We start from the raw sequence: 23,074 nt of genomic DNA, 5'->3' as shown, positions 1-23,074 counted from the left end.
TTAACCATCAGACAAAATCACTGATGGAAGTTTCACTCTATCTGACCTCGACTAGGGTGAAATGGAAAGATCGTCGCCATTACATCTTGGCTGGGTGCTGGAGCCGGATTACTAAAGGACATTGTAATAAGATACAATCAAAATTAATAATTTCTTATTCATAAATAAAAGCTTTGTTTCCTCCTAAGGAACAAAGCTCAGAAAAATGTCTCTTTGCCAGCTATCACCATTAATCTAGGTATATACAAATAATAGTAGCTAGGTGTCCATGATAGTTTCCGATTGGGTCTCTTAACCTAACAAAAAATTACACACCAGCGTGAACTGGAATTTTGACATGCTGCAATTTGTCTGGATTCCTAACGATATAGATCGTTGATTTAGAATATGACGTACTTGAAAACAAATGACCGTTTTTACTTGATCTGCTCCAGTAGCCAAAAAACCAGCTTGACCCTTTTAACAATCGCTGGCTTCTTTTCAATGTGATGTGTATCTTATAAGGGTTTCGATAGTATTAAAAGCCTAATAAATTTAAAACCCTATCAATAATCCTGGAACTAAAAAGACCATAGGCAAGAAAACGGGGCCCAATAGCAAACCAAACAACTTAAGTTTCGTGGAATACAATAAACCTCCTGTGACAAAAAAAGCTCCGCATACAAATGGGAGAGAAGAAAAACTAGTGGTTTCCCCTGCTGCTTCACGGGAAGCATCCCACAACGCAAACATATATAAACAAGGATAAAACATAAGCCATTGATAATTGGTAACTTCAATGGCGTTATTGATTTCTCCATTAAATGACATCAATATGGCTAAATTAAACTTGCTTTGAACATTTATAAGAAACTCTAATATAAGAAGCAAAATCCCTTTGACTATCCTTCCGTTTAGAAATTGACCGAATTCAGGTAATGCTATACTCCATAATAAAGCCTCTGTTTTTTTTTAGGCTTTTTATTCATAATATTAACCCATCATTCCTGTTTGCTTCCAATAGAATTGTTAGAAAGTTTTTGGCGATCAGCAGCAGTAGGTGGTTCTTCTAACCATCCCTGATTTATCATCATATTCAAGCCCTCATTCCCATATTTCATAATACCTGCTGTTAACGTCGCAAACTGGGCATGTATATCGTGTCTCATTATTTTAGAAACTGCTGTACCATAGTTTTGTATCCCAATTGCGTTAGATAAAACTGTATGATACATCAATAACTTATCTGAAAATGGTGAAGTTGTTGAATCCGTAATATGAGTATCCATCAGTTTAGGGGATGGGAGATTCTCATTCATAAGTATTTCTCCCAATTGCTTAATTTGCCTTTCTGCTAATGAAGCTCCTTCTTGAAAATATTTTCTTAATTTATCAGTAGACGCAACCTGGCTAAATGCAGTCATCATGGCTTTTCCTAGTGTGTTTGTATTGATATTAATTTGTAAATGCTTAATTTCTAATGCAGTTACAGGTCTAGACTTACCAGCTATTAAAGAAATAAAGGATTGATTCTCAACAAAATCAACCTTCTTAGGATAAGGGATGCTAGGGGGGATAATATCCATTCCTTTTGAAAGTAACAAATATAGCCCTTTTTTATAAATTTTAATTGTGTCTTGAATACACATATCAAAGTAATCAACAATATCATGCCTTGAAGAAGCGGAGAGGGCATTCGCATATGTCATTAAACCTGCTCTAGACATCTCTGTGATATAAAACACCATAAACATATCACTGAACAGTCGTGGTGTGTCCTTTCTAACATCCTGTCCACCAAAACCAATTGGAATGGGGATATTCTCCTTTGTATAAATATCTTTAATCATGTTAAGATGTTCCTTTGAAGTATTCAACGCAAAAACAATAAAATCCCTAACTTCATCATCTTCTACAACTTGAAGGTGATGCTCAAATACACAACAAAACAAAGAATCTCCAAGATAATTAGCAAATAAATCACCAATTTCTGATGCTGCTAACTTTTTATTTTGCTGGTGTTCCTTTACTTGTTCAATTAATTCCTTGTCTATCTGAGACGATGTATTTGTATCCATTCATGGCCAACCTCCATAAAAAATATGGGATTAGTATTTACGAATACTTCCAAATTATGATTTCATACTAAAAAGATGTAGTTGTTCATTAAAAAAAGGACCTCAACTTCATTCTAGGTTCTCTGTATCGTTGTATATTTAATTTAATTATTCCTCTTACCCTAACATCCTTGTTGACCTACTATAACTGAATAAGAATGAGCTGCCGAAATGACAACTCCTGTTCTTAAAGTCTTGCTCTCAAAAATTGAAGTACATTAGCCTTGTCCAACGGGTAAATGTAGATGCCAATATCCCGAAGGAAATTCGGACGTTGTTGCCTGAACAATTCTCTTTACCATATTTTTCACTTTACGATTTAATCCTCTACCTTTTTATCAGGCATTTCTTCACCTACCATCTTTAGTTATTGCCACTTTAGTTGAACATCACTAAAAATTTTGTAACCCATGCAATATACATTGCACCAGGAATAAATAATAGTTGAGCAATTAGGGTTCCTAGTAACCTTGATGTAATCATCATAATAGATATTCCTTTAAGTGTTGAGTAATTGCCTCTTCCATTGACAACATCATCTGCAAGCACTGATATTTTAGGATCGATAAAAAGCGATAATAAAATTGTTGCTATGCCATTAATTAACCCTGAAGCCATTATCGTTGATCCATATCTTTCAGGTGCCAACAACGAGGCATAAAGTGCTGATAAAACCCCAATTGTATAGACAGATGTGACAATCATATTAAATAAGAATAGTTGCTTAGGAATTTCACTAAATTTAATATCTTTTAAGTATGTGAATTTAGGGAAACTTAAATGCTTAATACCTCTTTTTAGATATTCAAGGGAGAGACCCTTTTTAGCCAATGACAACACTGAACCTCGTTCATTGGATAAGTGAATAATTGCTCTTGAAAATATTGCAACAAAGGTTGGTAGCAATAAAATGCCTAATATTGTTCCTACTGTAGATGCTCCAATTAGGATCCTATATTGATTTTCTACGAATTGTAGAACATTCTCTTTAGGAGCTGTATCAACTATACTTCCTGTAAATGGTTGCTGCATCATATTTGCCATTCTTGAGATGATAACCATCATACTAAACAATGATAATCCTGAGGCAATCAGTTTCACTCTTGCCCCGGACAATCTAACAGCATAAGCAAGTGTTTCTATACTATGAATCATTATTATGAATAAAGATATAAACATGACTTTAGTAGTCAAGATTTCCAAAACAAACACTACCTTTAAGATACTATTTTTCCCCATTGTATCATGTTGTTTAATAATAGGTTAATGTACTAACTGAATTATATAAAGAGCTTGAGGATAGGACCCGTTATCTTAAGTGAAAATATATACAATCTTTTTTACTTTAACAAAATATAATATCTTAATGTGTAAAGACATATTTAATTGACGCCTTTTTATTCAAGAATTGTGTCAATCGCTAAATAACAAGAAATTACATAAGTGGTTATATGCTTCACTGTGATACGTTTCACTGAATGCATCTATATGAGGTTTATCTGGCACTGCTTATGGGGCAGCATTGAAATAATCTCTCTTGCATACCTTCTAAGACTTCTTCTGGCACTTTCCTGATCCTGATATCCCCACCTAGGAAAAGCAGCCAATTTGTTAAATCGGATAATTCTTCGGGATTATTAACATTGATAAAAGTCTTTAGAATGGCTGTGGTTTGATAAGGATCCGTATAGGAAATTGAAACTTTTAAAGGATGGTATTTTTTGAACTGGGCAATCGCCTTAAAGCCTTGCAAAAAATTACGGAATCTAATCGTGTGGATAAAGAAACAAAAAGTCTTATCCGCAGTATGAAACGGGGATAGGGAGGTAAAGAGGTTAATGAAATTGTTCAACATAAAAAATAAGTTTGCATGATTCTGTCATGCGTTTTATACATTTTCATTATCCCTCTTATCTTTTCTTTTTTAAAGAATATTCCTTGAAGCAACTTACCCATCGATTTGTTTTCTGAATTGGTTTCTTTTTTGAAAAGCTATGAAATTATTCACGTGACTGGTCTTCCATTTTTCTGTTAATAGACACACGTAGTATAAGATATCCTTTTTCTTGACATAGACCAGTCATGTGCCACATTCCTTTTTTATATACTTTTTTTAAAAGAAGGTTTCCATTCTGACAAATCCTGATAAATAAACGTTATATTGTCACATATTTTATCTGCAACTTCATACATATGTTTTATATCATTAGCCGTAAATAATATATATCCTTTGCGCCCTGTACTGTCAACAATAGTTGGTATGGTGTCGCCCTCTTTTACTAATAGATCAATTAATACGATCTCGGATATGTTAGCTAACCCTTTATACTTGATTTCTTTTAAAGAACCTGGTTTTGGAATTAAGCTTAAAGACATAGCTTGACATTTTGAAGGTACACATCTAAATTCATCTATAGTCTGAGTAGCTAACGTATCGTAATAGTATCCAAATTGAGATATGCCGGTTGTTAGTTCCACCATTCTCCAAATATTACCCCCACCTATCCTGACTTGAGACTCTATGATTATTGGCTTATTTTGTTTGTCTATCTTTACCTCTGTATGAGTAATGCCGTCTTCCAGTTGTATGTCATCCAAAAATAGCATTACTTTCTCAATGATTATTTTTTTTTGAGATTCATCTATAGGTGCCGGCATAATAGTATAGTTTATTATAAACGTATCTTCTTTAAATATTTCAGCTGATATAGCTAGTATAGAATGTTTTTTGTTATAAGAAACGGCTTCGACCGTATAAACTACGTCACCTTCAACGTACTCTTCCACTAAAATTGGTAGTTGAATACCGTTATCTTTAATAAATACCTCTACGTCATCTCCCATGTCTAGCTTAGATACCCCTTTACCACCTGCGCCAATCGGGGGTTTTATTATAATACTATCTTTTTTGTTCAAAAATTCATCAATGTCTTTTATGTTGTTGCAAACTATCGAATCTATCGAAAAGTCTTTGCCTGCTATAATTTTACGCATCATGTCTTTATTGCGGGTTATCATATTAGCGTTGTAAGAAAATCCTTTAACATTAAAAATCTTGGCAATTATGCCAGCCGTATCTAAGGCTGCCTCGTTGAAAGATACAACCACATCAAACGGTTTCTCTTTGTACAATTCTTCAGCATAGTATACACACACGGGTATGTTTGTTGTATCTATATCTTTTTTATAGAAACACTCTTCTAAGATAGTTCCATCGAAATATATGTGTTTAGTGTAAGACCCTATATACGAAACAGTAAAGCCCCTGTCTAAAGCATCTTGTATAGGCTTTGTCCATCCCCCTATAAATAAAACGTGTGGTATATTTTCTACGTCAGTTCCGTTTAATAGCTTATACATCATAATCATCTCCTCTAAATTGAACTCGTATATTCAATGTCGGTTCCTTTTAATATACCTCGCCTTACCAACGCTATTAAACACAATGCTGTTCCGAAGCCCCCTATAAATAACGTAATTTGAAGCCCAAATACAGAAACTAAAAATGCACTAGCAAAACTTCCTAATGCCCATGCTCCCCAATTAAGCGTACGCTGTACAGAGTTTACTCTGCCTAGCATGTGACTTGGTGAGGCAAGTTGTCGTATGGTTGCAGCGTAAGGGCCAAATACACCTTCTCCCATACCATGTATGATACTTACAGCCACTATACCGTAAACGGTTCCAAAATACCCCATTATGGGTATTAAGGACAGACCTATAACTGATACAGTAGCGCTATAAATAAGCATTTTTGTATTATTAAATTGTTTGCTTTTTTTTACGAGTATCGTATTGCCTATTAAAAATCCCACTGCTGCTGAACCTACAACAAAGCCTATTTCAAGTTCAGATAGATCCATCACCCTATAAAGGAATATTACTAAAATGCTACTTAGTATATATTTAAAAAAACCGTAAACAGCGCCACAGCTTACAATTGGTTCTAATACAGGGTGTTTTTTAAAATATATCAAACCTTCATATATGTTTTTGTACACGGACTTTATATTTACGTTATTTAAAGAGCCCTCTGTATGAGGTTTAAACCTTGAAATAAATAATACAAACACAAAACAAACAAAATACGTTACTGCGTCAACAGTGAAAGAGCCTGTTAATCCAACTAGAGTAATAACAATTCCTGCTAGCATAGGACCAATTACTATAGAAAGAGACTCCGAAAGTGCTAGTTGAGCATTTCCTTTCTTTAAGTTATCTTTATCTGTTAATATTTCAGGTAAGAAAGAAGGAATTGCAATGTTGTAAAACGTGGTGAATATTCCATTTAAAAACATGAGAAACACCAATAAAGGGAACGAAATTATATTTGTTACAGTCAGTATGAATACTGATAAAAATAAAACACCTTGACATATACTACAAATCAACAAAACTTTTTTTCTATGAAGGATGTCTATCAAAGCACCGGCTACTAATCCGAAAATTAGGTAGGGTATGAATATAATCCCACGAAGCAAGGCAGCATTCGCCTCACTTGTTTCTAGCACCTCTAATGCAAAAAGAGGCAATGCTACTAATGTAAACTGGGTACCTAACAAACTTATAGACTGTCCTATCCAAAGCTTGTAAAAATTATCATCTTTTTTATTTTTCATAATACACCCCCATTATGTCTGTATCACATAAAAATTCGAAACCTGTTATTAACCTCAATCCATTGTACGGCAATAATTACTCATTGCTAGATGAAGCTCGCTTTTCCAGATCCAGGAGCAGTGTCTTCATTTCTAATCCGCCCCGATAGCCAGTTAATGAGCCATTCTTTCCTATTACACGATGGCACGGTACAGTAATTAATACCGGGTTAGCCCCAATCGCCGCGCCTACAGCACGAACAGCTGTTGATTTATTTATATCATTTGCAATGTCGGAATAGGATTTCGTCTGTCCATAAGGAATTTCACAGAGTGCATTCCAGACTGCTAGCTGAAATTGCGTGCCTACGTACTCAAATGGAACAGTAAAGGTGTTCCGCTTTCCTTCTAGATACTGAGTGAGTTCAACGACATAGGGTTCAAGCTTTTCATCATCTTCAACAAGAGGACTCCCTGGAAAGCGTTTCTTAGCCCATTCGAACAATTCCTCGAATGGTTTGTTCTGTGAACCTACAAACACAAGCCCCTTTGAAATTGAAGCAATATAAATATTCCAATCTTTAAACTTTAGTAAAGACCAAAAAAGGGTTGGTTTATTCTTTGTTTCCATTATACTTTTCCTCCATTTTACTCATTTGACGAAATTGTGCCGGTGTCTGTCCAGTTTTCTTTTTAAATAAAGTAATAAAATAAGGCGCGTTAGCCATACCCACACATATGGCAATATCTCCAATCGCTTTATTTGTCTGAATCAAATACTTTTTAGCCGCATGTACTCTAACTTGTTGTATATACTCAACTGGCGTAATGCCTTTAATCTTTTTAAATGTTCGATGCATATGATACGGACTCCCATGACAAATATTTGCTAACGATTCTAGAGTTAATTTTTCTGTGAAATTTTTATCAATGTATTCAGTAATTAAATCAACCCACTCGCTATCAGGCAGATTTTCATTAGTGGGCTTGCAACGTTTACAAGGGCGAAAATTTGCGCGGAGAGCTTGTTCTGCATTTGGAAAAATGCATACATTTTCTTTTTTCGGAACGCGAGATTTACAGGATGGTTTACAGAATATCCCTGTCGACTTTACAGCGTAGAAAAACTGATTATTGTACGCTGTATCATTATTTATAATTGCTTGCCATTTTACATCTGTTATCATTTCTACATCATTCAAAGTTCTATGATCTTGACTCTCTTTATCTCCGTTATTGATACTATCTGGCATTTATCTCACCTCTTCTTACAATATAATCCATATAAATTCAGAATGTACAATTCTAGGAATGGAATAGCAAGATATTGAAGTTTAATTATTATTTAGAATCGTGAAAAATGATTCCAAGACCGTATCGTTCCCCAGAAGTAACCGTGCTTACACCGTGACGAACCGTATTTTTGTAATATCCTTTTTTACCTTGAACAGGTCTATGGTTTGTAGGAAAGATCAGCGCACTGCCTTGTTCTAAAGTAATTACATGTCCCCTACTCTGAGCACGAGGAATTTGTTCTACTAATAGAAATTCACCACCGCAAAAATCTTTGTCTCGTTGATTTAGTACAAATACTACTTGAAACGGGAAAAATATGTCGCCATATAAATCTTGATGCAAACAATTAAACCCTCCTGTTTCATACTTTAATAGTAAAGGTGTCGGTCTAGTTTGTTCATATTCTTTACAGGTGTTCAAAAAATCTTGAAGATGAGCTGGAAACTGTTCTGTTTTGTTTAAATAACCCAACCATCGATTGGCTGTTTTGGCCAATTCTAGATAAAAGGACTCTCTTAAACTTTGGATGATTTCAGGTAATGGATAGGAAAAATATTTGTACTCCCCATTCCCAAAGCGATATCTCGTCATATTGATTGTCGTTCTGTATGACTCTTCCTCACAATACAATTCTATGAAGAATTCACATTCCTTTTTTGTTAAAATCTCTGGAAGCTTTGCAAATCCTTGCTCATCTAATTCATTTTGAATTGAATCCCAATTTAAGTTTTCGACACGTGTATTTATATCTTGGACCATTTTTATCCACTCCTATTTATCAATCTTGATAACTAACACTATAACCTCATAAATAGAAAAAAATAAGGTGTTTAGAATGTAATGGCAAGATAACAAAATTAGTAAAGAGTATTATGTGATAAAGTAAATTTATATCAGAGTGAGTTTTTTTATAATTGTTTTGTAATTAGTATAGAAAATCGTAATAAGATGAGGAGAATGAAAAAGTGACATGGCATGAAGTCAATGATGTTATTGTAATTTCACTACCTGAAAATTTCGACATAAATGCTAACCTAGGCTATCTAACAAGGGAAAAAAATGAATGCATGTATGAAATAGAGAACGATATAATTACAAAAGTTATAGCCATTGGGGAAATTCGGTCCTTAGTACAGGTAAGCGTAATCAATAATAAACAAATGGTTGTTCAATTCCTAAATGATTCTAGACCTATTGAAAGGTGGAAACGGGAAGAGATTGTAAAATATATTCATGAATGGTTTGATCTTGATAACGATTTAACGCCATTTTATGAAATGGCAAAAGCAGACCCATTACTTGAAATGCCTGCCCGAAAATTCTATGGGTTGCGAGTTGTCGGCATTCCCGATTTATTTGAAGCTTTATGTTGGGGAATTTTAGGGCAACAAATTAACTTAGCCTTCGCGTACTCCTTAAAGAAGCAATTTGTAGAAGGATTTGGCGATTCCATCGAATGGAATGGTAAAAAATATTGGGTGTTCCCACCATACGAACGAATTGCACAGTTAACACCTACCGACCTAGCAGATATTAAAATGACGGTAAAAAAAAGTGAATATATCATTGGTATTGCCAGGTTAATGGCAAGTGGAGCATTATCGAGGGAAAAATTAATGAAAATGAACTTTAAAGATGCTGAAAAAAACTTAATTAAAATACGAGGAATCGGTCCTTGGACAGCCAATTATGTTCTAATGCGCTGCCTCAGGTTCCAGACAGCTTTTCCAATTGATGATGTGGGTCTTATTAATTCGATAAAAATATTACGTAATATGAACCGAAAGCCCACCAAAGATGAAATCTTAGAAATATCGTTTCCATGGAAAAACTGGGAATCATACGCTACCTTTTATTTATGGCGTGTCCTTTACTGAACAGAACATGACTTTATTAATTAAAATCAATAAAACTTTACGCAATAAAACAGAGTAGGGTGACCAAATCCATCCCATGTATCGGAGAAAAAATCGCCGCCACGATTATTTCTGAAATTGGTGAGATAGATCGATTTACAAATCCTAAGAACCCTATGAGAGAATAAAAGAAGCCCAACTATTAAAAGCTCCATCTTTCTTGAACTAAATGGGGCAAATGTTGAATAGTAGCTTAATATGTTTCTTGAATCAAGGAATTTAACTCATAAAGTGAAAGGGTGATATTAAGTAGTGACAGTGGATCAAAAGGAGGGGTATTATCTGTGGGAGTAGGAAAAATGTTAATAATAGCATTATTCGCAGGGATTTATGGTCTTATTTTTTCTAAATATGAAGAAGAGTTGGGGTTAAATGTAATTACAGAATCAATACTTATTGGGCTTTTAACAGGTATTACAGCCTATACATTGATTAAATTTAACAATAAAAAATAAGAGTGAATATCTGTATTCAACTACCTGGGTACCAATTTTTAAAAGCACACCTTTATGTTTTATTAGAGGTAGATAAAAAAAGCATAAAATATCCTTACCTTACAATCCAACAGGCTTGGAGGATACCTAGTACCACCTACTGAGTTCAATAATATTTTATTGTTTCTTAAAGAAGGGAGAGTATTATTATGAGAGATAGAGGTTCTGCTGTTCTTATTGAAAATAAAAAAGTCGCATTAATTAAAAGAATAAAAAATGATGTAACTTATTATGTCTTCCCAGGTGGAGGTATAGAAAACAGCGAAACACCTAAAGAGGCAACTAAAAGAGAAGCCTATGAAGAGTTAGGCATTGATATTGATGTAAAAGGCTGTATTGCCGAAATTGATTTTGGTGGTAAGCAATATTTCTTTTTAGGGGATATAGTTGGTGGAACTTTTGGTACAGGTCAAGGCGAGGAATTTTCGGATGAAAATAAAGGGTCATACATACCTATGTGGGTGAATATTGATAACCTTTCATCCATAGATGTTAAACCAAAGGAAGTTGCTGAAAAAATCCAATCCTTATTCAAGTAACGGGAGCAAATGTGGAATAAAAATATGGTTTAAATCCTAAAGAGCGATTAGCTTAGTGCTTTTTGTGTGTAACAAGTAGAAAGGGATACACGTTTTGGGGGAGGGATTTAATTTTTGAGAAATAGAAAAATATGGGTTTTTGTGATATTAGCAGTTCTAGTTACATCCTATTCTTTTATGATATATTCAAACAGTAGTAAGATTGCCAGAGATTATATTTTTGATTATAACTATTTATTAATCTGGTCATACGGAGATATACATTCATATTCCTTAGATAAAAATAATTTATTTGAAATGCCTTATGATAATATTTGGAGTTTACAAGATAAAAGTCCAGTTCATTACTTAAATCAAGAAATTACTAGTGAACGGTTTTTAGGCTTTCATCCTCAATATGGTTTAAGGCATTTATTTGTTCTGAAGGCTAATCAAGAGATAATTGGTGGTCATTCCAATGATTTTAGACTCCTCCCTAGTAATGGTTTATCAGAGTCTATTACTGGAGAAGAAGTGACAAAAGAAAGTTTTCTCAAATGGAAGGAAAAAACAAAATTGGAAATAAGCAAACTCAATTAAGAGTAAGGGTTCTTACGGAATAGGTGCGTTGTCCAAGAAGGATTAACGCACTTTTTTTTGTTGAAGTTATTCAATGTAGTGTAGTGCATTAATAAAAAGACAAATACATTAATACATCAAAAATCCCTACTTTAAATCAAAAAAGAGGGATTTTTAGCAAATTAATGGACTTAGGGATGTTTACTTATAGGATCTTTTTCAAGAAAAATCCTCGTTAATGTATGGTGACTCACGAATTTCCTAAATCACGATGTTTATTTACAAAATTAAATCTCCAATCCTATTGCTTTATTTGAGCTAATTTAAGAGCTAGCACTAGCAAGGAATTCATATACGAACGCATCATGCTTACTATCTACTGAAGATACATGATTATTAACTATACAATTATAATCCATTTCTAAAAAGTAATTTGCTTTGCTTAATGTATCGTAAAAAAAAGGGACAAACTCCAAATCCTTAAATACATACACTTCTATTTGATTATCTTTATTTTTATTTGCTTCAAATATTCGGTGATTTCCATTAACACAGTAAGGTTTGTTTTCGGTTAAATAAACACTTTGGAGCACCATAACAGGGTTCTTGTGATTGTATTTTATTCGTGTTGGATCCTTGTTTATATTACCTTCGTCAACCGAGTTAATAATGGTTGAAGGACAACATGTTATCGGTTTAAGATTTTTCTCTTTTATTAGTCTAGTGGCACCATCTATATCTAAAGCATATTCATATACTCCTGTTGGGTACTCTTTATATAACGAGAAAGTTTCTTGACCAATAGGATGGACCACTGGATATTTTTCCTTAATAAGGGATTCAGATAAGACTTTCGCCCATTCTTTGGCAACTTTAGCTCCGAAACTTGATTTACTCTCAATCTCTTGAATGCGTGATTTAAAATGTACAAATGGGTTAAACAGCTGTGATTCTTTTTCAAACACTTCAATTTTGTTTGTCATTCTTTCTTTACAACCCTTTTCTTAATACTGTCTTATTTTAATTTGTTGAATTCAGGAGTCTTCATCATATTTAGGAAAAACTCATTCTTTGCTTCCCTATATTCATCCATTTCTTTTCCTTCGTATTTCTTTTTTAACTTATCGTATTCAAACCTATATTGATGGTTTAATAATAAAACATCTCGGAACTTCCAAAAAAAATCAAATTCAGAATCAATAATAGTTAATTGTACTCCTAAGGGTGGATCTATTGAGTCATCTTTGAATGCCCTGAACGTTTCAGTTTTTACACTACCTTCGTTGAGTTTATATAATAGTGAAAGTACCTTTACTGCTTCAGGGAACTGATCTGACACTACACGGACTTGAATATCTATATCGCCCTTTGTTAGGCTGTTTGGGATTGCTGAACTTCCAACGTGCTGAACATCAGCCTCTGGTAAACGCTCCTTAATTAACATCTTATGTGAAAAGAATGTCTTTTCGGTATTTTCATAGATTTGACTACTATTTATAAAATTTACTCTTGTCATATAGCACCTCCTTCAGAAAAAAATTCATACGTTTTGTTTCGCTAACCTGGACTATCCGTTTAATAACAAATGTTCTTCATTTATTTTAGGATTAAGGTCTTTCCAGTACTAATGGAGCCTATTACCAATGCGTAATATATGTGGCTCATTCCCAAAGACGCGAAAAGCCTGCAGACAGGCGGCGAAAAGAAAAATGTAATGTTCATACACCATGTTGTGTAATCTATGTGGCTATATCTGTAAAGTGTTCCTCTTATATTGAGATACTAAAATCCCATTGTTATACTACTTTTGAAACATGGCTATGTATCAAGATGAACGAAAGGAGGTTGCAATTTGAAAATCAAACTTGACATTAGTAATGAGCGTTATGATGAAATTAAATCTGCACTCGAAGAACGAGGAATTGAAATAGATGATACTGCCGACTTGGTATTAAGTGAAACCAACAGCTTCATTGATAATCTGACTGTGAGAGAAAAAGGAACAAATGCGCGGATCATTTTATCGGTAGAAAATATTGTTTGTATCGAATCGTTCGGTCATACAGTTGAGGTACAAACGCAAGAATCACTATATCAAGCTACCGACCGATTATACCGAATTGTCAGTTTGCTTGACCCAACAAAATTTTTGCGTATAAGTAACTCTGTTGTAATTGCAAGAAATAAGGTTAAACGAATTACACCTACTCTTTCGTCGAAGTTTATCCTTACAATGACTAATGGTAAAAGTGTTGATGTAACAAGAGGCTATTACTACATTTTCAAAGAATATTTCGGAATATAGAGGAGGCAATTACATGGGTTTTCCTATTTATTTTCTCGCACTGTTTGCAATTCTAATTATATTAGTCGCTACCGTTATTGTCTATTTTCAAGTATATAAACGGCATATCAATAAGGCTTTAGGAGCAACCGAGGGCAAGCGTACTTCAATGGTTCCTCCATATACAGTCGCTATTGTTATGACCATAATAGTTTTACTCATTGGCATATTGATTAGCTATTATGCGGGATATGTTAATGCCTATAAAGATTACGAAGAAGATGCATGGGTGATGTCACATTCTGATATTCAGACATTCTATGCAGAAGTAAAAGAAGTTGGCGATAAATCTATATTGGTTGAAGGAATTTCCCTCAATGATGAGAATTTTCGAGGTGAGTTTCAATATGATGTATGGGGAGAAGTGAGTATATATCGTCAGGATACTATTATCCAACTTTCTGATTTGTCAGAGGGTGATTTGATTTCAATCACACTAGTCACCGACCGCGCAGGCATTACAGATATCTTCAAAATTCAGCTTTTAGCCGACAAGAAGTAACCTTGTGTTCCGAACATACCATTGTCATAGGGGTGTTGTTGTGGAAGAGAAAAGATGGTGCTATGCCCTGCTTGTGGCAACAGAACACGCGGAGACATGGTGTTGATAAAATTCCCGTTATATTGCCCAAAATGTAAACAGATTTGAGAGTGAGTTTTTGCTACTGTAATCTCTAGCAAATTATCCTCCAGGCTATTACGGTGGCGATTATATATGGCCATCATATCCTTTTGTTCTTCAAATTGTTCTTTTACATTTTTACTGCAAACTTTAAAGAAATTCATTCGTTCCATATATTTAATAGGACTTGCCCCCATTAGTGCAGTAAGAACTATTTTCTTTTTCTTATCAATAAATAGATAATTAAACCACTAAAAGTGAATATAACTGTACCAACTAACACTTTTACTATTGAAACACCTATTTGAATATTATCTTCAGTTGTTTGTTTTATTTCTTGGACTGTCCACCATTTATCCATTGAAGATTCATATATTGCGAAATACAGCCATGCTAACAAACAAATAATAGTTAATAAAAAGACACTAATTTTTCTGTTCATAGGCACCATCACTTTACAATAAGAAGTTACCATAGAAAAGTGTGTTACACTAGCCTGCGGTAATTAAAATAACTTCCACATTAAAAGCGTCAATCCCTTATTGGACCATACGCCCTTTTGTTTGGTAACCATTTAGGTCATTAAAAAAATTTCTGTATTAATAAAGAAATGAGATAACTCGCAATATATATGATTATAATTTAAAAAACCGCTTTTACAATGTCCTTCTGCGTGAATGTATTGCAAATGAACAATGACGAAATAATCACAAAAGCAGCTCCAAAATAAATCCAAAATGCATTATTTATGATTATAGCTAGAGCTATAAACGGTAACGGAGCCCAGTTAAAATAACTCGATTGCCTTAATTTTTGTCTAATAGTTATAGATTCCTCCCTCATCTTTCTTCTATAATCCAGAACATATATTTCAATAATGACAGACACTAATCCTGCTGAATTAGTGTCTGTCATTATTGAAGAAGTGCCACCCATTAGTTTACTAACATCGTATTCAACGAAAGACATCCCTTTCACGAAATAATTGAGCGGATCTAATGATCATATAAGTAAGTATTGTTGTAAAAAGGAATATGATTAAGCTAACAATAATGGGTTTAATATCAATACTAATTGTTTCTTCTTTTTCTTCTATTGAAATTCTTAAGTTAATTAAATCATCTGGTATCAGAATCATCGGTCTCACCACTGAAATGGAGATTGGATTATGGAGTAACAGGTATGAACTCCCTAATGACAAACCGATTATTATAGGTATTGTTAAAGTCTTATACTTCAGTATTACTTCCTCCTTTTATCATTTACTTTTAGTCTTTAGATTTAACTTCTATAAAAAGGGAGCTAATCCCGCTAGGACTAGCTCCTTCTTATTGCTTATTGCCCCCGTTAATTTAAGTACACTGCTTCACAAACTATTTAAATATCTTATTCAAATAAAAAGATCTATTCTACATCTAGTATGAATTCTCCTAGATGGTTCCCATCGACATACACTGAAACTTCCCAAAGACCTGATTTTTCAAACCCAACATATGATGGCATCGTTTTAGTTGCTCCAAAATTGGGTTGAGTAAAATATCCATGATTAAATTCCCAAGTTGCATCCTTGAGACTATATGAATTCAATAGTAAAGGTGATTTTTCTCCCGTTTCTAGATGAGTTCCCTCAACTCGTACTATCCCTTTGATTTCATCTGATTCTCCCCAAAAATGCCATAAAGTCTTTTCAGGTTCATTTTCTTTAAAGTTGTTGTTCATGAAACCTACTTTGCCTTCAAGACCTACAAATTCCTCACCTTCAGAAATAAATGTTGGAGTAGCCTCATAATTGATAGTTGTTTCTTTCTGACATCCTACTACGAAAATTCCCAGTAGCATTACTATTAAAACAATACGTAAAGCACCTGCCAATAAAATCCCCTCCCTCTATATAATAGACGTACAAATTCAGCTTGTGTTGCACTATAGAAAAAAAGTGTATCAATATGTTTCACCCTTTTGTTCCACTATCCTGCTCCTTTACATCAACAAAATTAGGCACTAATCCTGCTGGATCAGTGCCCATCGCTATTACAGAAATGCTACCCTTTACTTAAATACGTCCACTTTTAATCTATAACCTTTCATAATCTTTCATCAACAATTGCTTTTGGACTCCTACTTATAAGTTCTAAAATCATTTCTCTATTTCTGATGAATAGTAATCGAATTACAGCTTCATCTTTGTTAACAATTGAATAAATGGGAGAAACTCTCCTCTTTGTTCCTAAGATAGATTTTATCTCCTTGTAATCCCATTGAAGGGGCATATGAAAAATAGTTTTAACAATAAAGCTTTCTTCTTTTAAAATTACTCTTTGAAATTTTCTAGACAAAACAACAAATCCTAGAACAAAACAAATCAAGGACAAGAGCAAACCAATTAATAATAACGTCCAATTATTGTTGATATAATCTCTAATTATAAAGAGCATAATAATCATACCCAAAACAATGAGTTCGAGTCCAAACAATCTTGTTGTATAAAACACCATATATACTCCCTTATTCCACACTCTGTATTTTTCTTTCAATGTAATTAATATTATAAAGGATTAAATCCGAGGTATTAATGGTATATTTATCCGAAAATTTAGGCGCTCTTTATGCAACTAAACAACGCTTTTAAAAGAAGGATCAGCCGCAGATGATTCCATTCTGTTATTCAAATTTGCACCCGTTCGTACTAATAAGCTGTTGTGCAAAAGCTACCTGTTAGTTTAACGATACCTTTTTCTTTACAAATCCTTTTTCTTGAACAATTTGAAATCCGTATAAAAGAAATGACAACACCATAAAAACATACATTAACTGGTACTTTTTCATACGCACCAAAGATGCAATTCCAAACTTTTGAAGATAAGGCTCTAAAATATATGTAAAGGCTGAATGAGCAAATAAATTCAACCCTATATATCTTATAAAATTGCCGTAAGTATATTTCAAAATCCAAAAAGAGCTTACAAAGAATGAACCCCAGACAAAAGGAAATGAGCCCGAAACGGAAGGATGGATTTTTTCATACCACCACCACCATTTCCTTTTTTTCGCTATAATATTTACTATTCTCACTATAATAGCCATAAATAGAGAGGCAGGAAAAAAACGTTTAATCGATTTCTTACCTAAAAAAACAAGCGAAAACCAAGAAAAAAACATCATCAAAACTAAAATTAGCTTCGAATATTTCATATCAAGTAACAACCTCCCAATTTCTCTATTTGGAGTAACTTCCCCTATAAATAGAAAAATTATGAGTGAGAGATAAGGTTTCTTTCTTATTACCCAATTCAATTAACCTGCTTCGTTAGTGCAGTAAGAAGTTAATCTATTTTTCCTGAGTTGGCTTACACTTCTTACAAGGAACTACGGTAGCATCTCGAATATCCTCATAATACTCTTTGGGGCTGTAATATCCGTTCTTTCCCTGATTAGTAATCATTTTAAGGTTAAAGTTTTCTTCTGTGACAAAGGAACAACTTGTCTTGTGCAATTTGTTACCATTTGCATTGTCAAAAATAATAACAAAGGGGTATTTTAATACATCAGTAAATGTCTTAATATCCATTGAATGCCCTCCATTAAATGGGTTAATTCGTATTACTTTTATTTAAATATCCTACTCATTACTTAATAAGTTCAATAAAAAAAGCACTTCTCCTTCTTGTAGAAATGCCCCCTATAGTCATCCATGAAGCAAAAAAATCATCGCTTCACCACAGACAATGAAAATGTTGTACCAGAACCGTCAATACTGATTCTACGGCTGGGAGAGGAAGGTCGATGAACTATGGTGCCATTAGAGCCCGTCCGATAGTCAGACTCCTTCGACCACGGTGCACCACTGACTGTTGCTCCCTTGCGGAAGCACTCATGGTAGATTAATCCTATTCTGGTTGTGCACCAGCCTCCATTTTTAGTCGTAGAAAAGGTAGATGAACATGGAAGTCATTATTGAACGAGCTTGCGGTATGGATGTTCATAAAGATTCTATCACTGCATGTATTCTTACACCAAAAGGTCTATTAACACGGAAAGAAATGTATGTAGATTTAGGCGAAGATTACTTTGATAAACAAAGAGAACAATACATCGTAAGACATTCTCTTAGAAGACTAGAAAGCTTAGGCTATACCGTTTCACTTTCAGAAACAAAAGTATCTTGATCCAGTCCAAGTTGGTTATCTAATAACCTACAATCAGACGCTCCAATTTTTTAAAAAAAGAATGAGCTGCGTCTTCTTTAGTATTGCAATTTTTTCATAATCAAAGAATTTTAATTTTCATGGTAGTTTAATAAGTAATTCCACAATTAATATAGTTAAAATTAGTAATTCTAGATATGTATTAATGTATTACTTATAAATTCGCGGAGTATTGAATTTTGTGTTCTTCAATTAAATCGATATTTCGTTTTTCCAAAGTATAGTTCTTAATTTGGTTTTGTATATTTGCATAAAGTTCTATTTTCTCTAATTCTGCTATTGGTATCCATTTAACACCTGTCTGATTAGGGTCAGGATTTTCAGGTAGTTTAGGAAAGGAACCTTTTTTGATATCGCAATCAAACATCATTACTAATGTATGAGTTTTACCATATTTATTGTTATTAAGGTGTGGCACATATTCATAAGCAAAAGCTAATGGACCTACTTCTACGTTAATAGATGCCTCTTCCATAGCTTCCCTCTTTACTGCTTCTATAATTGATTTTTGGTTCCACCCCACCAGCAGGTAAATCATAAACAATCCCTCTAACTGGGTCATTATATTCTGTTAATAGAATCAAATCACCTTTTATAATTATTGCTCCTGCTCGAACTCTAATATGGTTTGACAGAATACTCACTTCCCATCATTATGAGAATTTTTTAAAAGTATTACTAAAAATAATCCTATTTCATCTATTAGCCTTAATAAAGAAATCTGCACTATTTTTTCAACAGAACCAGACCCTGCAGTTATTGCAGAAAAGCTCCCCTTTACTTTACGTACATTGTTTCACAAATAGCTCAAACAATCCGTTCAAATGCTCAGTATATTTGTACTACGCAGCAAATGACTTTGGTATGTTAGTTTAGTTTAGTTTAACAAGACAATATTTTAAAAGATAACTTCCAATTTTATGGAGGTTATCTTTTTCTATATAATATCAACATTAAACTTTAACAGAGCCATTAAATAAAGGAAGATTAGCCTCACGCTCAGCTTGTTCCTGTACCCATTGTTCTCGCTCAGCTTTTGATTTGCGTCTTTTTAGGCTCTACCTCAGGTTTCTCCTCCTTAGGTGGTGCCTGATCACGTGCCTCAAAATGGCAAGCATCAATGGCGACTGTATCATCGTCGATAAATTCCTCTGAGATCGCTTGAAGTAGAAGTGTCTCTTGAACACCTTCAAGAACATTTGATTCACTTATAATTGTAATCATTCTTGAATAAGTAGACTCAGACGGAACAGTATCAGATACTAAGAAGCTACAGTCCAGACGAAAGATCATATCATGTTTTAAGAGATGTACTAAATCCTTAATAAACATTATACGTTCAGTTATTCTAGCAATTAAAGAATAAATCATGGCTGCATAATTAAGCTTAACAGGCCGGCCTAAACGTGATTTCTTCGTTACCACAGCGAAGATTTGATCAATATCAATGGGTGAAAAAATAGCTTCAAATCGTTGGGTAGGTTCTAAGTCATATAAATCTTGTAGGTCAAATAGGCTTCCTTGTTGTATAATAGTCATAGGGAGTCATCTCCAGTCTTTTTAGTTTTGTGTGGTAACTTACTAATTCGACTATTTGGGGAGGTACTCCTTTTTTTGCGTCTCAAAAGCCTTGGGGCTCTAAGGCTGTAATTTATGAAATTCATTTACCTGAATGATAAAAATCACCGAGCAATTATTGAATATTCTATAGATGATTTTATAGATTGGTATGTCCTTTTTTAATTATCATTTATAACCAAATTTGATCAACAAGAGGCATTTGGTAATTTAATGTAAATGATAAATTGTTATTAAAAATATCCAACCACTTGTTATAATACATTGGAAATGGGCATCATTTTTACTAATCACCTTACTTTCTTTTAGTATAATTGGACATGCTTTTAGTCAAAGTAATGAAATAGAAGATTATAATAAAAGCGAGTCTGTAGACAAAGTAAACAAACAAAAAGAGCCAAAAGCAAAACGAAAAATTGAAAATATTATGTTAGAAACCTTTAGTTCTTTTCAAGAATTTAATGAAATTGGTTTAGTTTACACTGATAAAAAAAATGGAGATATCATAATAGGTTTTACAAAAGAGAACAGTAAAATCTTAGATTTTAAGAATAAATTAGCTTTAAAGGGATTAACTGAAAAAATAAAATATAAAAAAATAAAATATAGTATTAAGGATTTAAGGGATCAGCAAATTAAATTGTTAGATAAATTAACTGAACTTAACATAGATTCTAAAACTCAAACAATAATTATCTCTGTTGATACTGAAAAAGAAAAAATTGAACTTGAACTGAATCACATAGATGAGAACCAAAAAAAGGCTTTGGTGTCTATCTTTGGTGATTTATTAATAATAAACATAAGCAATAAAAATATTGAAGCTCAAAACATTGAAGCTCAAGCTTCCTCAACACCTGTTACCAGAGATCGGAACTGGACAAAATTAGGTGGCGGTATAACAGTCAGAGGAGTTCCGAATGGGCCTAGATGTTCCACAACAGCTATGGCCCAAAAAGATACTAGATATTTCCTAATAACTGCAGGTCATTGTGTAGATGCAGATAATGGATTTGTATATCAAGATAATGCAGCAGTAGGAATAGATTATAATAAGGCTATTTGGGCAGGATTAGATGTTGGAATTATTCAAGTGACAAATGATAGTACAATAGAAAGAAGAGTTTCTAATTATTTTTTTGAATATGCAGATGGAAAATATGACTATGACCAAAGAATTACTGGGTCGGGATATGCTTGGCAAAATGAGAGAGTTTGTAAATCTGGGATTAAAACAAATGTAACTTGCGGCTATATTTATAGACATGACACAACCTGGATAATCGAAGGAAAAACAGTAAGAGGTTCTGAGGTACAAACTGAAAATGTCAATATTGATTATTCGTCTCCTGGAGACAGTGGGGCAATTGTTTATGATCCCGATGATAATACAGTTTACGGAGTTCATTCAGCTGGCACCATTGAAGATTCACCTATTAATGGTTATTATGGGTATTTTACTAGAATTGAAGATGTTCTAGCACATTGGAGTTCACCAGGAAATCCTTTTACACTTTACACTAGTGACTTTGTTTATACAATAGCACAATAGGGAGAAATTATATGAAACTTAATAAGATTTTAATCTCTTCGTTAATCCTAATACCATTTATATTGTGTACTATAGTTTTTATTTGGTATATCACTAATCTTAAAGAAGATACTCGAAAAATTGAAGGTTATATTCAACAGATATATTCAGAACCTAATTCAAAAATATTAATTGCTAAACAGATGATAAATAAGTCAGTAGAAAATCTTACACCAGAAGAAGTAAATAAAAATTCAATTTATTTGGTTAGTATTAATTCCTCGGATTTAAACAAAATGGAAGTTGGCCAAAAAGTGATAATTTGGTTAAATAGTAATATTCAAGGTGATTCACTCCCACCTCTAGTAACCGCACAAAAAATAGAAATAATTAAATAATATTTCTAAATTTAACACTATTAATTAAGACAACCTGATTTCTATTACAAATAGATTTCAGGTTGTCTTACTTTTAAACAGTGTCTGGTTGGATTTGAATATTTTTGAACGTACCGGCCCATTGAAAACTATACTTGATATCCTAAATAGTCATATAGTTTGGATACTATTATCGCTTTGGAGGACGAAATCCAGCATTAACAGCTTCATCTTCAGAACATAACATAACTTCTGGTTTTGTTTGTTCATACCAAGGTGAGTCTGAGGTATGATAAATTTTCTCGGAGCCAATATTTCCTTTTATTAAACAGTCTTTAGATTCGTTCTCTTTTGAACTAGGATTCATTAATTCAGGGTGAAAACCGTCTTCTTGTACATAATTTTCAATTTCCCAAATACCAATTGCTTTTTGTTGTGCCTCTTTCTGCATGATTAAATTTAAATTCAATTCTCTTTACCAAGTGACTATAATAAACTTTATATACCTTCTATGTAATCTTTTTTATCTATAGTATCACCAAAACTTATTAAAGCAATTATCATCTTAATTGCATAAAAGAAAAGACGAGCTGCAGCTGATCGATTTTCCTATTCCATAATACATCCCTTAGTTGAGTAAAAGATTAATCCACACTAGTTTGAAATTGCTTGTTGGGCAGTATGTAGTCTAATACTCAATAAACAACACATACTTCCTACACCAAACAATCCTATAAAAAATGATCAGCCGCAGCTGACCAAAAATCGCTTATTAAAGTATTGCCCCCATTAGCCATCCATGAAGTGCAAAATACCAGAACTTCACCACAGAGAATGAAAATATATAGATCTGTCTATACTGGTTTTAATCCAGTCAACTAGTCAATCCAATTGCTATTAATTATAGCTCACTCCGTTTG

General features: G+C 33.4%; 27 protein-coding genes and 4 pseudogenes. 11 read left to right on the top strand and 20 right to left on the bottom strand.

All coding sequences use genetic code 11. The features are described from left to right. Positions 1 to 980: 980 nt before the first annotated feature. The 3 genes and pseudogenes from ACFSCX_RS13840 to ACFSCX_RS13830 all read right to left on the bottom strand — a co-directional run. A complete protein-coding gene (locus ACFSCX_RS13840) occupies positions 981 to 2,057 on the bottom strand; it encodes a DUF3231 family protein (RefSeq protein ID WP_377928843.1) in 1,077 nt (358 codons plus the stop codon). Between the two features lie 417 nt (positions 2,058 to 2,474). Beyond that, positions 2,475 to 3,299, bottom strand: a complete 825-nt coding sequence (locus ACFSCX_RS13835; protein ID WP_377928842.1) for a lipid II flippase Amj family protein — start codon at positions 3,297 to 3,299, stop codon at positions 2,475 to 2,477. A 292-nt stretch (positions 3,300 to 3,591) separates the two neighbouring features. Beyond that, positions 3,592 to 3,843, bottom strand: a pseudogene (locus tag ACFSCX_RS13830) (helix-turn-helix transcriptional regulator); the annotation flags it as partial. On the opposite strand from ACFSCX_RS13830, the pseudogene ACFSCX_RS13825 reads away from it, so the two are divergent. Next, positions 3,838 to 3,918, top strand: a pseudogene (locus ACFSCX_RS13825) (DNA alkylation repair protein); the annotation flags it as partial. The pseudogenes ACFSCX_RS13830 and ACFSCX_RS13825 overlap by 6 nt on opposite strands. Before the next feature lie 278 nt (positions 3,919 to 4,196). On the opposite strand, the gene ACFSCX_RS13820 reads toward ACFSCX_RS13825, so the two are convergent. The 5 genes from ACFSCX_RS13820 to ACFSCX_RS13800 form a co-directional block, all read right to left on the bottom strand. Next, positions 4,197 to 5,459 (bottom strand): ATP-grasp domain-containing protein, encoded by a 1,263-nt coding sequence (locus tag ACFSCX_RS13820; protein WP_377928841.1) that lies wholly within the window; start codon positions 5,457 to 5,459, stop codon positions 4,197 to 4,199. 11 nt (positions 5,460 to 5,470) lie between these two features. Next, a complete protein-coding gene (locus ACFSCX_RS13815; RefSeq protein ID WP_377928840.1) occupies positions 5,471 to 6,715 on the bottom strand; it encodes an MFS transporter in 1,245 nt (414 codons plus the stop codon). 76 nt (positions 6,716 to 6,791) lie between these two features. Further along, positions 6,792 to 7,325, bottom strand: coding sequence for a methylated-DNA--[protein]-cysteine S-methyltransferase (adaB, locus tag ACFSCX_RS13810; protein WP_377928839.1), 534 nt, complete (start codon positions 7,323 to 7,325; stop codon positions 6,792 to 6,794). Further along, positions 7,309 to 7,947: a bifunctional transcriptional activator/DNA repair enzyme AdaA gene (locus ACFSCX_RS13805; RefSeq protein WP_377928838.1), complete on the bottom strand. Its 639-nt coding sequence runs from the start codon at positions 7,945 to 7,947 to the stop codon at positions 7,309 to 7,311. Before ACFSCX_RS13805 ends, adaB begins: the two co-directional genes overlap by 17 nt. Before the next feature lie 88 nt (positions 7,948 to 8,035). Then, on the bottom strand, positions 8,036 to 8,749 hold the full coding sequence (locus ACFSCX_RS13800) for a 2OG-Fe(II) oxygenase (RefSeq protein ID WP_377928837.1): 714 nt from the start codon (positions 8,747 to 8,749) through the stop codon (positions 8,036 to 8,038). A 206-nt stretch (positions 8,750 to 8,955) separates the two neighbouring features. Between ACFSCX_RS13800 and alkA the strand changes: the two genes are divergently transcribed. The 5 genes and pseudogenes from alkA to ACFSCX_RS13775 all read left to right on the top strand — a co-directional run bounded on the left by alkA (position 8,956) and on the right by ACFSCX_RS13775 (position 11,518). Further along, positions 8,956 to 9,867, top strand: coding sequence for a DNA-3-methyladenine glycosidase II (gene alkA, locus ACFSCX_RS13795; RefSeq protein ID WP_377928836.1), 912 nt, complete (start codon positions 8,956 to 8,958; stop codon positions 9,865 to 9,867). 65 nt (positions 9,868 to 9,932) lie between these two features. Then, positions 9,933 to 10,016: pseudogene (locus tag ACFSCX_RS13790) on the top strand (transposase); the annotation flags it as partial. Between the two features lie 174 nt (positions 10,017 to 10,190). Beyond that, positions 10,191 to 10,361, top strand: a complete 171-nt coding sequence (locus tag ACFSCX_RS13785; RefSeq protein ID WP_377928835.1) for a hypothetical protein — start codon at positions 10,191 to 10,193, stop codon at positions 10,359 to 10,361. A gap of 185 nt (positions 10,362 to 10,546) precedes the next feature. Beyond that, positions 10,547 to 10,939: an NUDIX hydrolase gene (locus ACFSCX_RS13780; RefSeq protein ID WP_377928907.1), complete on the top strand. Its 393-nt coding sequence runs from the start codon at positions 10,547 to 10,549 to the stop codon at positions 10,937 to 10,939. Between the two features lie 114 nt (positions 10,940 to 11,053). Continuing rightward, positions 11,054 to 11,518: a hypothetical protein gene (locus ACFSCX_RS13775; protein WP_377928834.1), complete on the top strand. Its 465-nt coding sequence runs from the start codon at positions 11,054 to 11,056 to the stop codon at positions 11,516 to 11,518. Positions 11,519 to 11,820: 302 nt separating this feature from the next. Here the strand turns inward: ACFSCX_RS13775 and ACFSCX_RS13770 are convergent, their stop codons facing one another. Continuing rightward, entirely contained in the window at positions 11,821 to 12,480 is a 660-nt protein-coding gene (locus ACFSCX_RS13770; RefSeq protein WP_377928833.1) for a hypothetical protein, read from the bottom strand. Between the two features lie 32 nt (positions 12,481 to 12,512). Continuing rightward, positions 12,513 to 13,013 carry a GrpB family protein gene (locus tag ACFSCX_RS13765; RefSeq protein WP_377928832.1) on the bottom strand — a complete coding sequence of 167 codons (501 nt, stop codon included), beginning with the start codon at positions 13,011 to 13,013 and terminating at the stop codon, positions 12,513 to 12,515. Positions 13,014 to 13,349: 336 nt separating this feature from the next. On the opposite strand from ACFSCX_RS13765, the gene ACFSCX_RS13760 reads away from it, so the two are divergent. Next, on the top strand, positions 13,350 to 13,802 hold the full coding sequence (locus tag ACFSCX_RS13760) for a LytTR family DNA-binding domain-containing protein (RefSeq protein WP_377928831.1): 453 nt from the start codon (positions 13,350 to 13,352) through the stop codon (positions 13,800 to 13,802). 13 nt (positions 13,803 to 13,815) lie between these two features. Continuing rightward, the gene (locus tag ACFSCX_RS13755; RefSeq protein ID WP_377928830.1) at positions 13,816 to 14,343 is read left to right on the top strand and encodes a hypothetical protein; all 528 of its coding nucleotides are present in this window, start codon (positions 13,816 to 13,818) and stop codon (positions 14,341 to 14,343) included. On the opposite strand, the gene ACFSCX_RS25715 is transcribed toward ACFSCX_RS13755, so the two are convergent. The 6 genes from ACFSCX_RS25715 to ACFSCX_RS13725 all read right to left on the bottom strand — a co-directional run bounded on the left by ACFSCX_RS25715 (position 14,319) and on the right by ACFSCX_RS13725 (position 18,031). After that, positions 14,319 to 14,636, bottom strand: coding sequence for a hypothetical protein (locus tag ACFSCX_RS25715; RefSeq protein ID WP_465252671.1), 318 nt, complete (start codon positions 14,634 to 14,636; stop codon positions 14,319 to 14,321). The genes ACFSCX_RS13755 and ACFSCX_RS25715 overlap by 25 nt on opposite strands. A gap of 469 nt (positions 14,637 to 15,105) precedes the next feature. Continuing rightward, the gene (locus ACFSCX_RS13745) at positions 15,106 to 15,378 is read right to left on the bottom strand and encodes a hypothetical protein (protein WP_377928829.1); all 273 of its coding nucleotides are present in this window, start codon (positions 15,376 to 15,378) and stop codon (positions 15,106 to 15,108) included. 489 nt (positions 15,379 to 15,867) lie between these two features. Beyond that, positions 15,868 to 16,335: a DUF4871 domain-containing protein gene (locus ACFSCX_RS13740; RefSeq protein ID WP_377928828.1), complete on the bottom strand. Its 468-nt coding sequence runs from the start codon at positions 16,333 to 16,335 to the stop codon at positions 15,868 to 15,870. A 212-nt stretch (positions 16,336 to 16,547) separates the two neighbouring features. Next, complete coding sequence (locus tag ACFSCX_RS13735; RefSeq protein WP_377928827.1) at positions 16,548 to 16,955, bottom strand: hypothetical protein; 408 nt, start codon at positions 16,953 to 16,955, stop codon at positions 16,548 to 16,550. 223 nt (positions 16,956 to 17,178) lie between these two features. Further along, complete coding sequence (locus tag ACFSCX_RS13730; RefSeq protein WP_377928826.1) at positions 17,179 to 17,655, bottom strand: hypothetical protein; 477 nt, start codon at positions 17,653 to 17,655, stop codon at positions 17,179 to 17,181. Positions 17,656 to 17,791: 136 nt separating this feature from the next. After that, entirely contained in the window at positions 17,792 to 18,031 is a 240-nt protein-coding gene (locus ACFSCX_RS13725) for a hypothetical protein (RefSeq protein ID WP_377928825.1), read from the bottom strand. Positions 18,032 to 18,404: 373 nt separating this feature from the next. Here ACFSCX_RS13725 and ACFSCX_RS13720 point away from each other — a divergent pair, with 373 nt between their 5' ends. Beyond that, positions 18,405 to 18,629 (top strand): hypothetical protein, encoded by a 225-nt coding sequence (locus ACFSCX_RS13720; RefSeq protein WP_377928824.1) that lies wholly within the window; start codon positions 18,405 to 18,407, stop codon positions 18,627 to 18,629. A gap of 193 nt (positions 18,630 to 18,822) precedes the next feature. Here ACFSCX_RS13720 and ACFSCX_RS13715 read toward each other — a convergent pair whose 3' ends face one another. From ACFSCX_RS13715 to ACFSCX_RS13705, 3 genes and pseudogenes are all read right to left on the bottom strand, one after another. Continuing rightward, positions 18,823 to 19,143, bottom strand: coding sequence for an NUDIX hydrolase (locus ACFSCX_RS13715; RefSeq protein ID WP_377928823.1), 321 nt, complete (start codon positions 19,141 to 19,143; stop codon positions 18,823 to 18,825). Then, the gene (locus ACFSCX_RS13710; RefSeq protein ID WP_377928822.1) at positions 19,124 to 19,312 is read right to left on the bottom strand and encodes an NUDIX hydrolase; all 189 of its coding nucleotides are present in this window, start codon (positions 19,310 to 19,312) and stop codon (positions 19,124 to 19,126) included. Before ACFSCX_RS13710 ends, ACFSCX_RS13715 begins: the two co-directional genes overlap by 20 nt. 315 nt (positions 19,313 to 19,627) lie before the next feature. After that, a pseudogene (locus tag ACFSCX_RS13705) lies at positions 19,628 to 20,207 on the bottom strand (transposase); the annotation flags it as partial. A gap of 466 nt (positions 20,208 to 20,673) precedes the next feature. On the opposite strand from ACFSCX_RS13705, the gene ACFSCX_RS13700 reads away from it, so the two are divergent. Beyond that, the gene (locus tag ACFSCX_RS13700; protein ID WP_377928821.1) at positions 20,674 to 21,798 is read left to right on the top strand and encodes a S1 family peptidase; all 1,125 of its coding nucleotides are present in this window, start codon (positions 20,674 to 20,676) and stop codon (positions 21,796 to 21,798) included. A gap of 11 nt (positions 21,799 to 21,809) precedes the next feature. Further along, positions 21,810 to 22,175: a DUF3221 domain-containing protein gene (locus ACFSCX_RS13695; protein ID WP_377928820.1), complete on the top strand. Its 366-nt coding sequence runs from the start codon at positions 21,810 to 21,812 to the stop codon at positions 22,173 to 22,175. Positions 22,176 to 22,344: 169 nt separating this feature from the next. On the opposite strand, the gene ACFSCX_RS13690 is transcribed toward ACFSCX_RS13695, so the two are convergent. After that, a complete protein-coding gene (locus tag ACFSCX_RS13690; RefSeq protein WP_377928819.1) occupies positions 22,345 to 22,623 on the bottom strand; it encodes a sunset domain-containing protein in 279 nt (92 codons plus the stop codon). Positions 22,624 to 23,074 lie beyond the last annotated feature (451 nt).

This window comes from Bacillus salitolerans (genome assembly GCF_042680805.1).
In the GTDB taxonomy this organism is placed as follows: Bacteria; Bacillota; Bacilli; order Bacillales; family SA4; genus Bacillus_CJ; species Bacillus_CJ salitolerans.
This window is presented reverse-complemented; position numbering and strand designations above follow the sequence as displayed.

Bases quoted from the DNA above. Each gene is read 5' to 3' on its own strand.
- ACFSCX_RS13840 (WP_377928843.1), bottom strand. From the start codon at position 2,057: ATGGATACAAATACATCGTCTCAGATAGACAAGGAATTAATTGAACAA.
- ACFSCX_RS13820 (WP_377928841.1), bottom strand. From the start codon at position 5,459: ATGATGTATAAGCTATTAAACGGAACTGACGTAGAAAATATACCACAC.
- ACFSCX_RS13815 (WP_377928840.1), bottom strand. From the start codon at position 6,715: ATGAAAAATAAAAAAGATGATAATTTTTACAAGCTTTGGATAGGACAG.
- adaB (WP_377928839.1), bottom strand. From the start codon at position 7,325: ATGGAAACAAAGAATAAACCAACCCTTTTTTGGTCTTTACTAAAGTTT.
- ACFSCX_RS13805 (WP_377928838.1), bottom strand. From the start codon at position 7,947: ATGCCAGATAGTATCAATAACGGAGATAAAGAGAGTCAAGATCATAGA.
- ACFSCX_RS13800 (WP_377928837.1), bottom strand. From the start codon at position 8,749: ATGGTCCAAGATATAAATACACGTGTCGAAAACTTAAATTGGGATTCA.
- ACFSCX_RS13770 (WP_377928833.1), bottom strand. From the start codon at position 12,480: ATGACAAACAAAATTGAAGTGTTTGAAAAAGAATCACAGCTGTTTAAC.
- ACFSCX_RS13765 (WP_377928832.1), bottom strand. From the start codon at position 13,013: ATGACAAGAGTAAATTTTATAAATAGTAGTCAAATCTATGAAAATACC.
- ACFSCX_RS13755 (WP_377928830.1), top strand. From the start codon at position 13,816: ATGGGTTTTCCTATTTATTTTCTCGCACTGTTTGCAATTCTAATTATA.
- ACFSCX_RS25715 (WP_465252671.1), bottom strand. From the start codon at position 14,636: ATGGAACGAATGAATTTCTTTAAAGTTTGCAGTAAAAATGTAAAAGAA.
- ACFSCX_RS13745 (WP_377928829.1), bottom strand. From the start codon at position 15,378: ATGACAGACACTAATTCAGCAGGATTAGTGTCTGTCATTATTGAAATA.
- ACFSCX_RS13730 (WP_377928826.1), bottom strand. From the start codon at position 17,655: ATGAAATATTCGAAGCTAATTTTAGTTTTGATGATGTTTTTTTCTTGG.
- ACFSCX_RS13725 (WP_377928825.1), bottom strand. From the start codon at position 18,031: ATGGATATTAAGACATTTACTGATGTATTAAAATACCCCTTTGTTATT.
- ACFSCX_RS13720 (WP_377928824.1), top strand. From the start codon at position 18,405: ATGGAAGTCATTATTGAACGAGCTTGCGGTATGGATGTTCATAAAGAT.
- ACFSCX_RS13715 (WP_377928823.1), bottom strand. From the start codon at position 19,143: ATGGAAGAGGCATCTATTAACGTAGAAGTAGGTCCATTAGCTTTTGCT.
- ACFSCX_RS13700 (WP_377928821.1), top strand. From the start codon at position 20,674: ATGTTAGAAACCTTTAGTTCTTTTCAAGAATTTAATGAAATTGGTTTA.
- ACFSCX_RS13695 (WP_377928820.1), top strand. From the start codon at position 21,810: ATGAAACTTAATAAGATTTTAATCTCTTCGTTAATCCTAATACCATTT.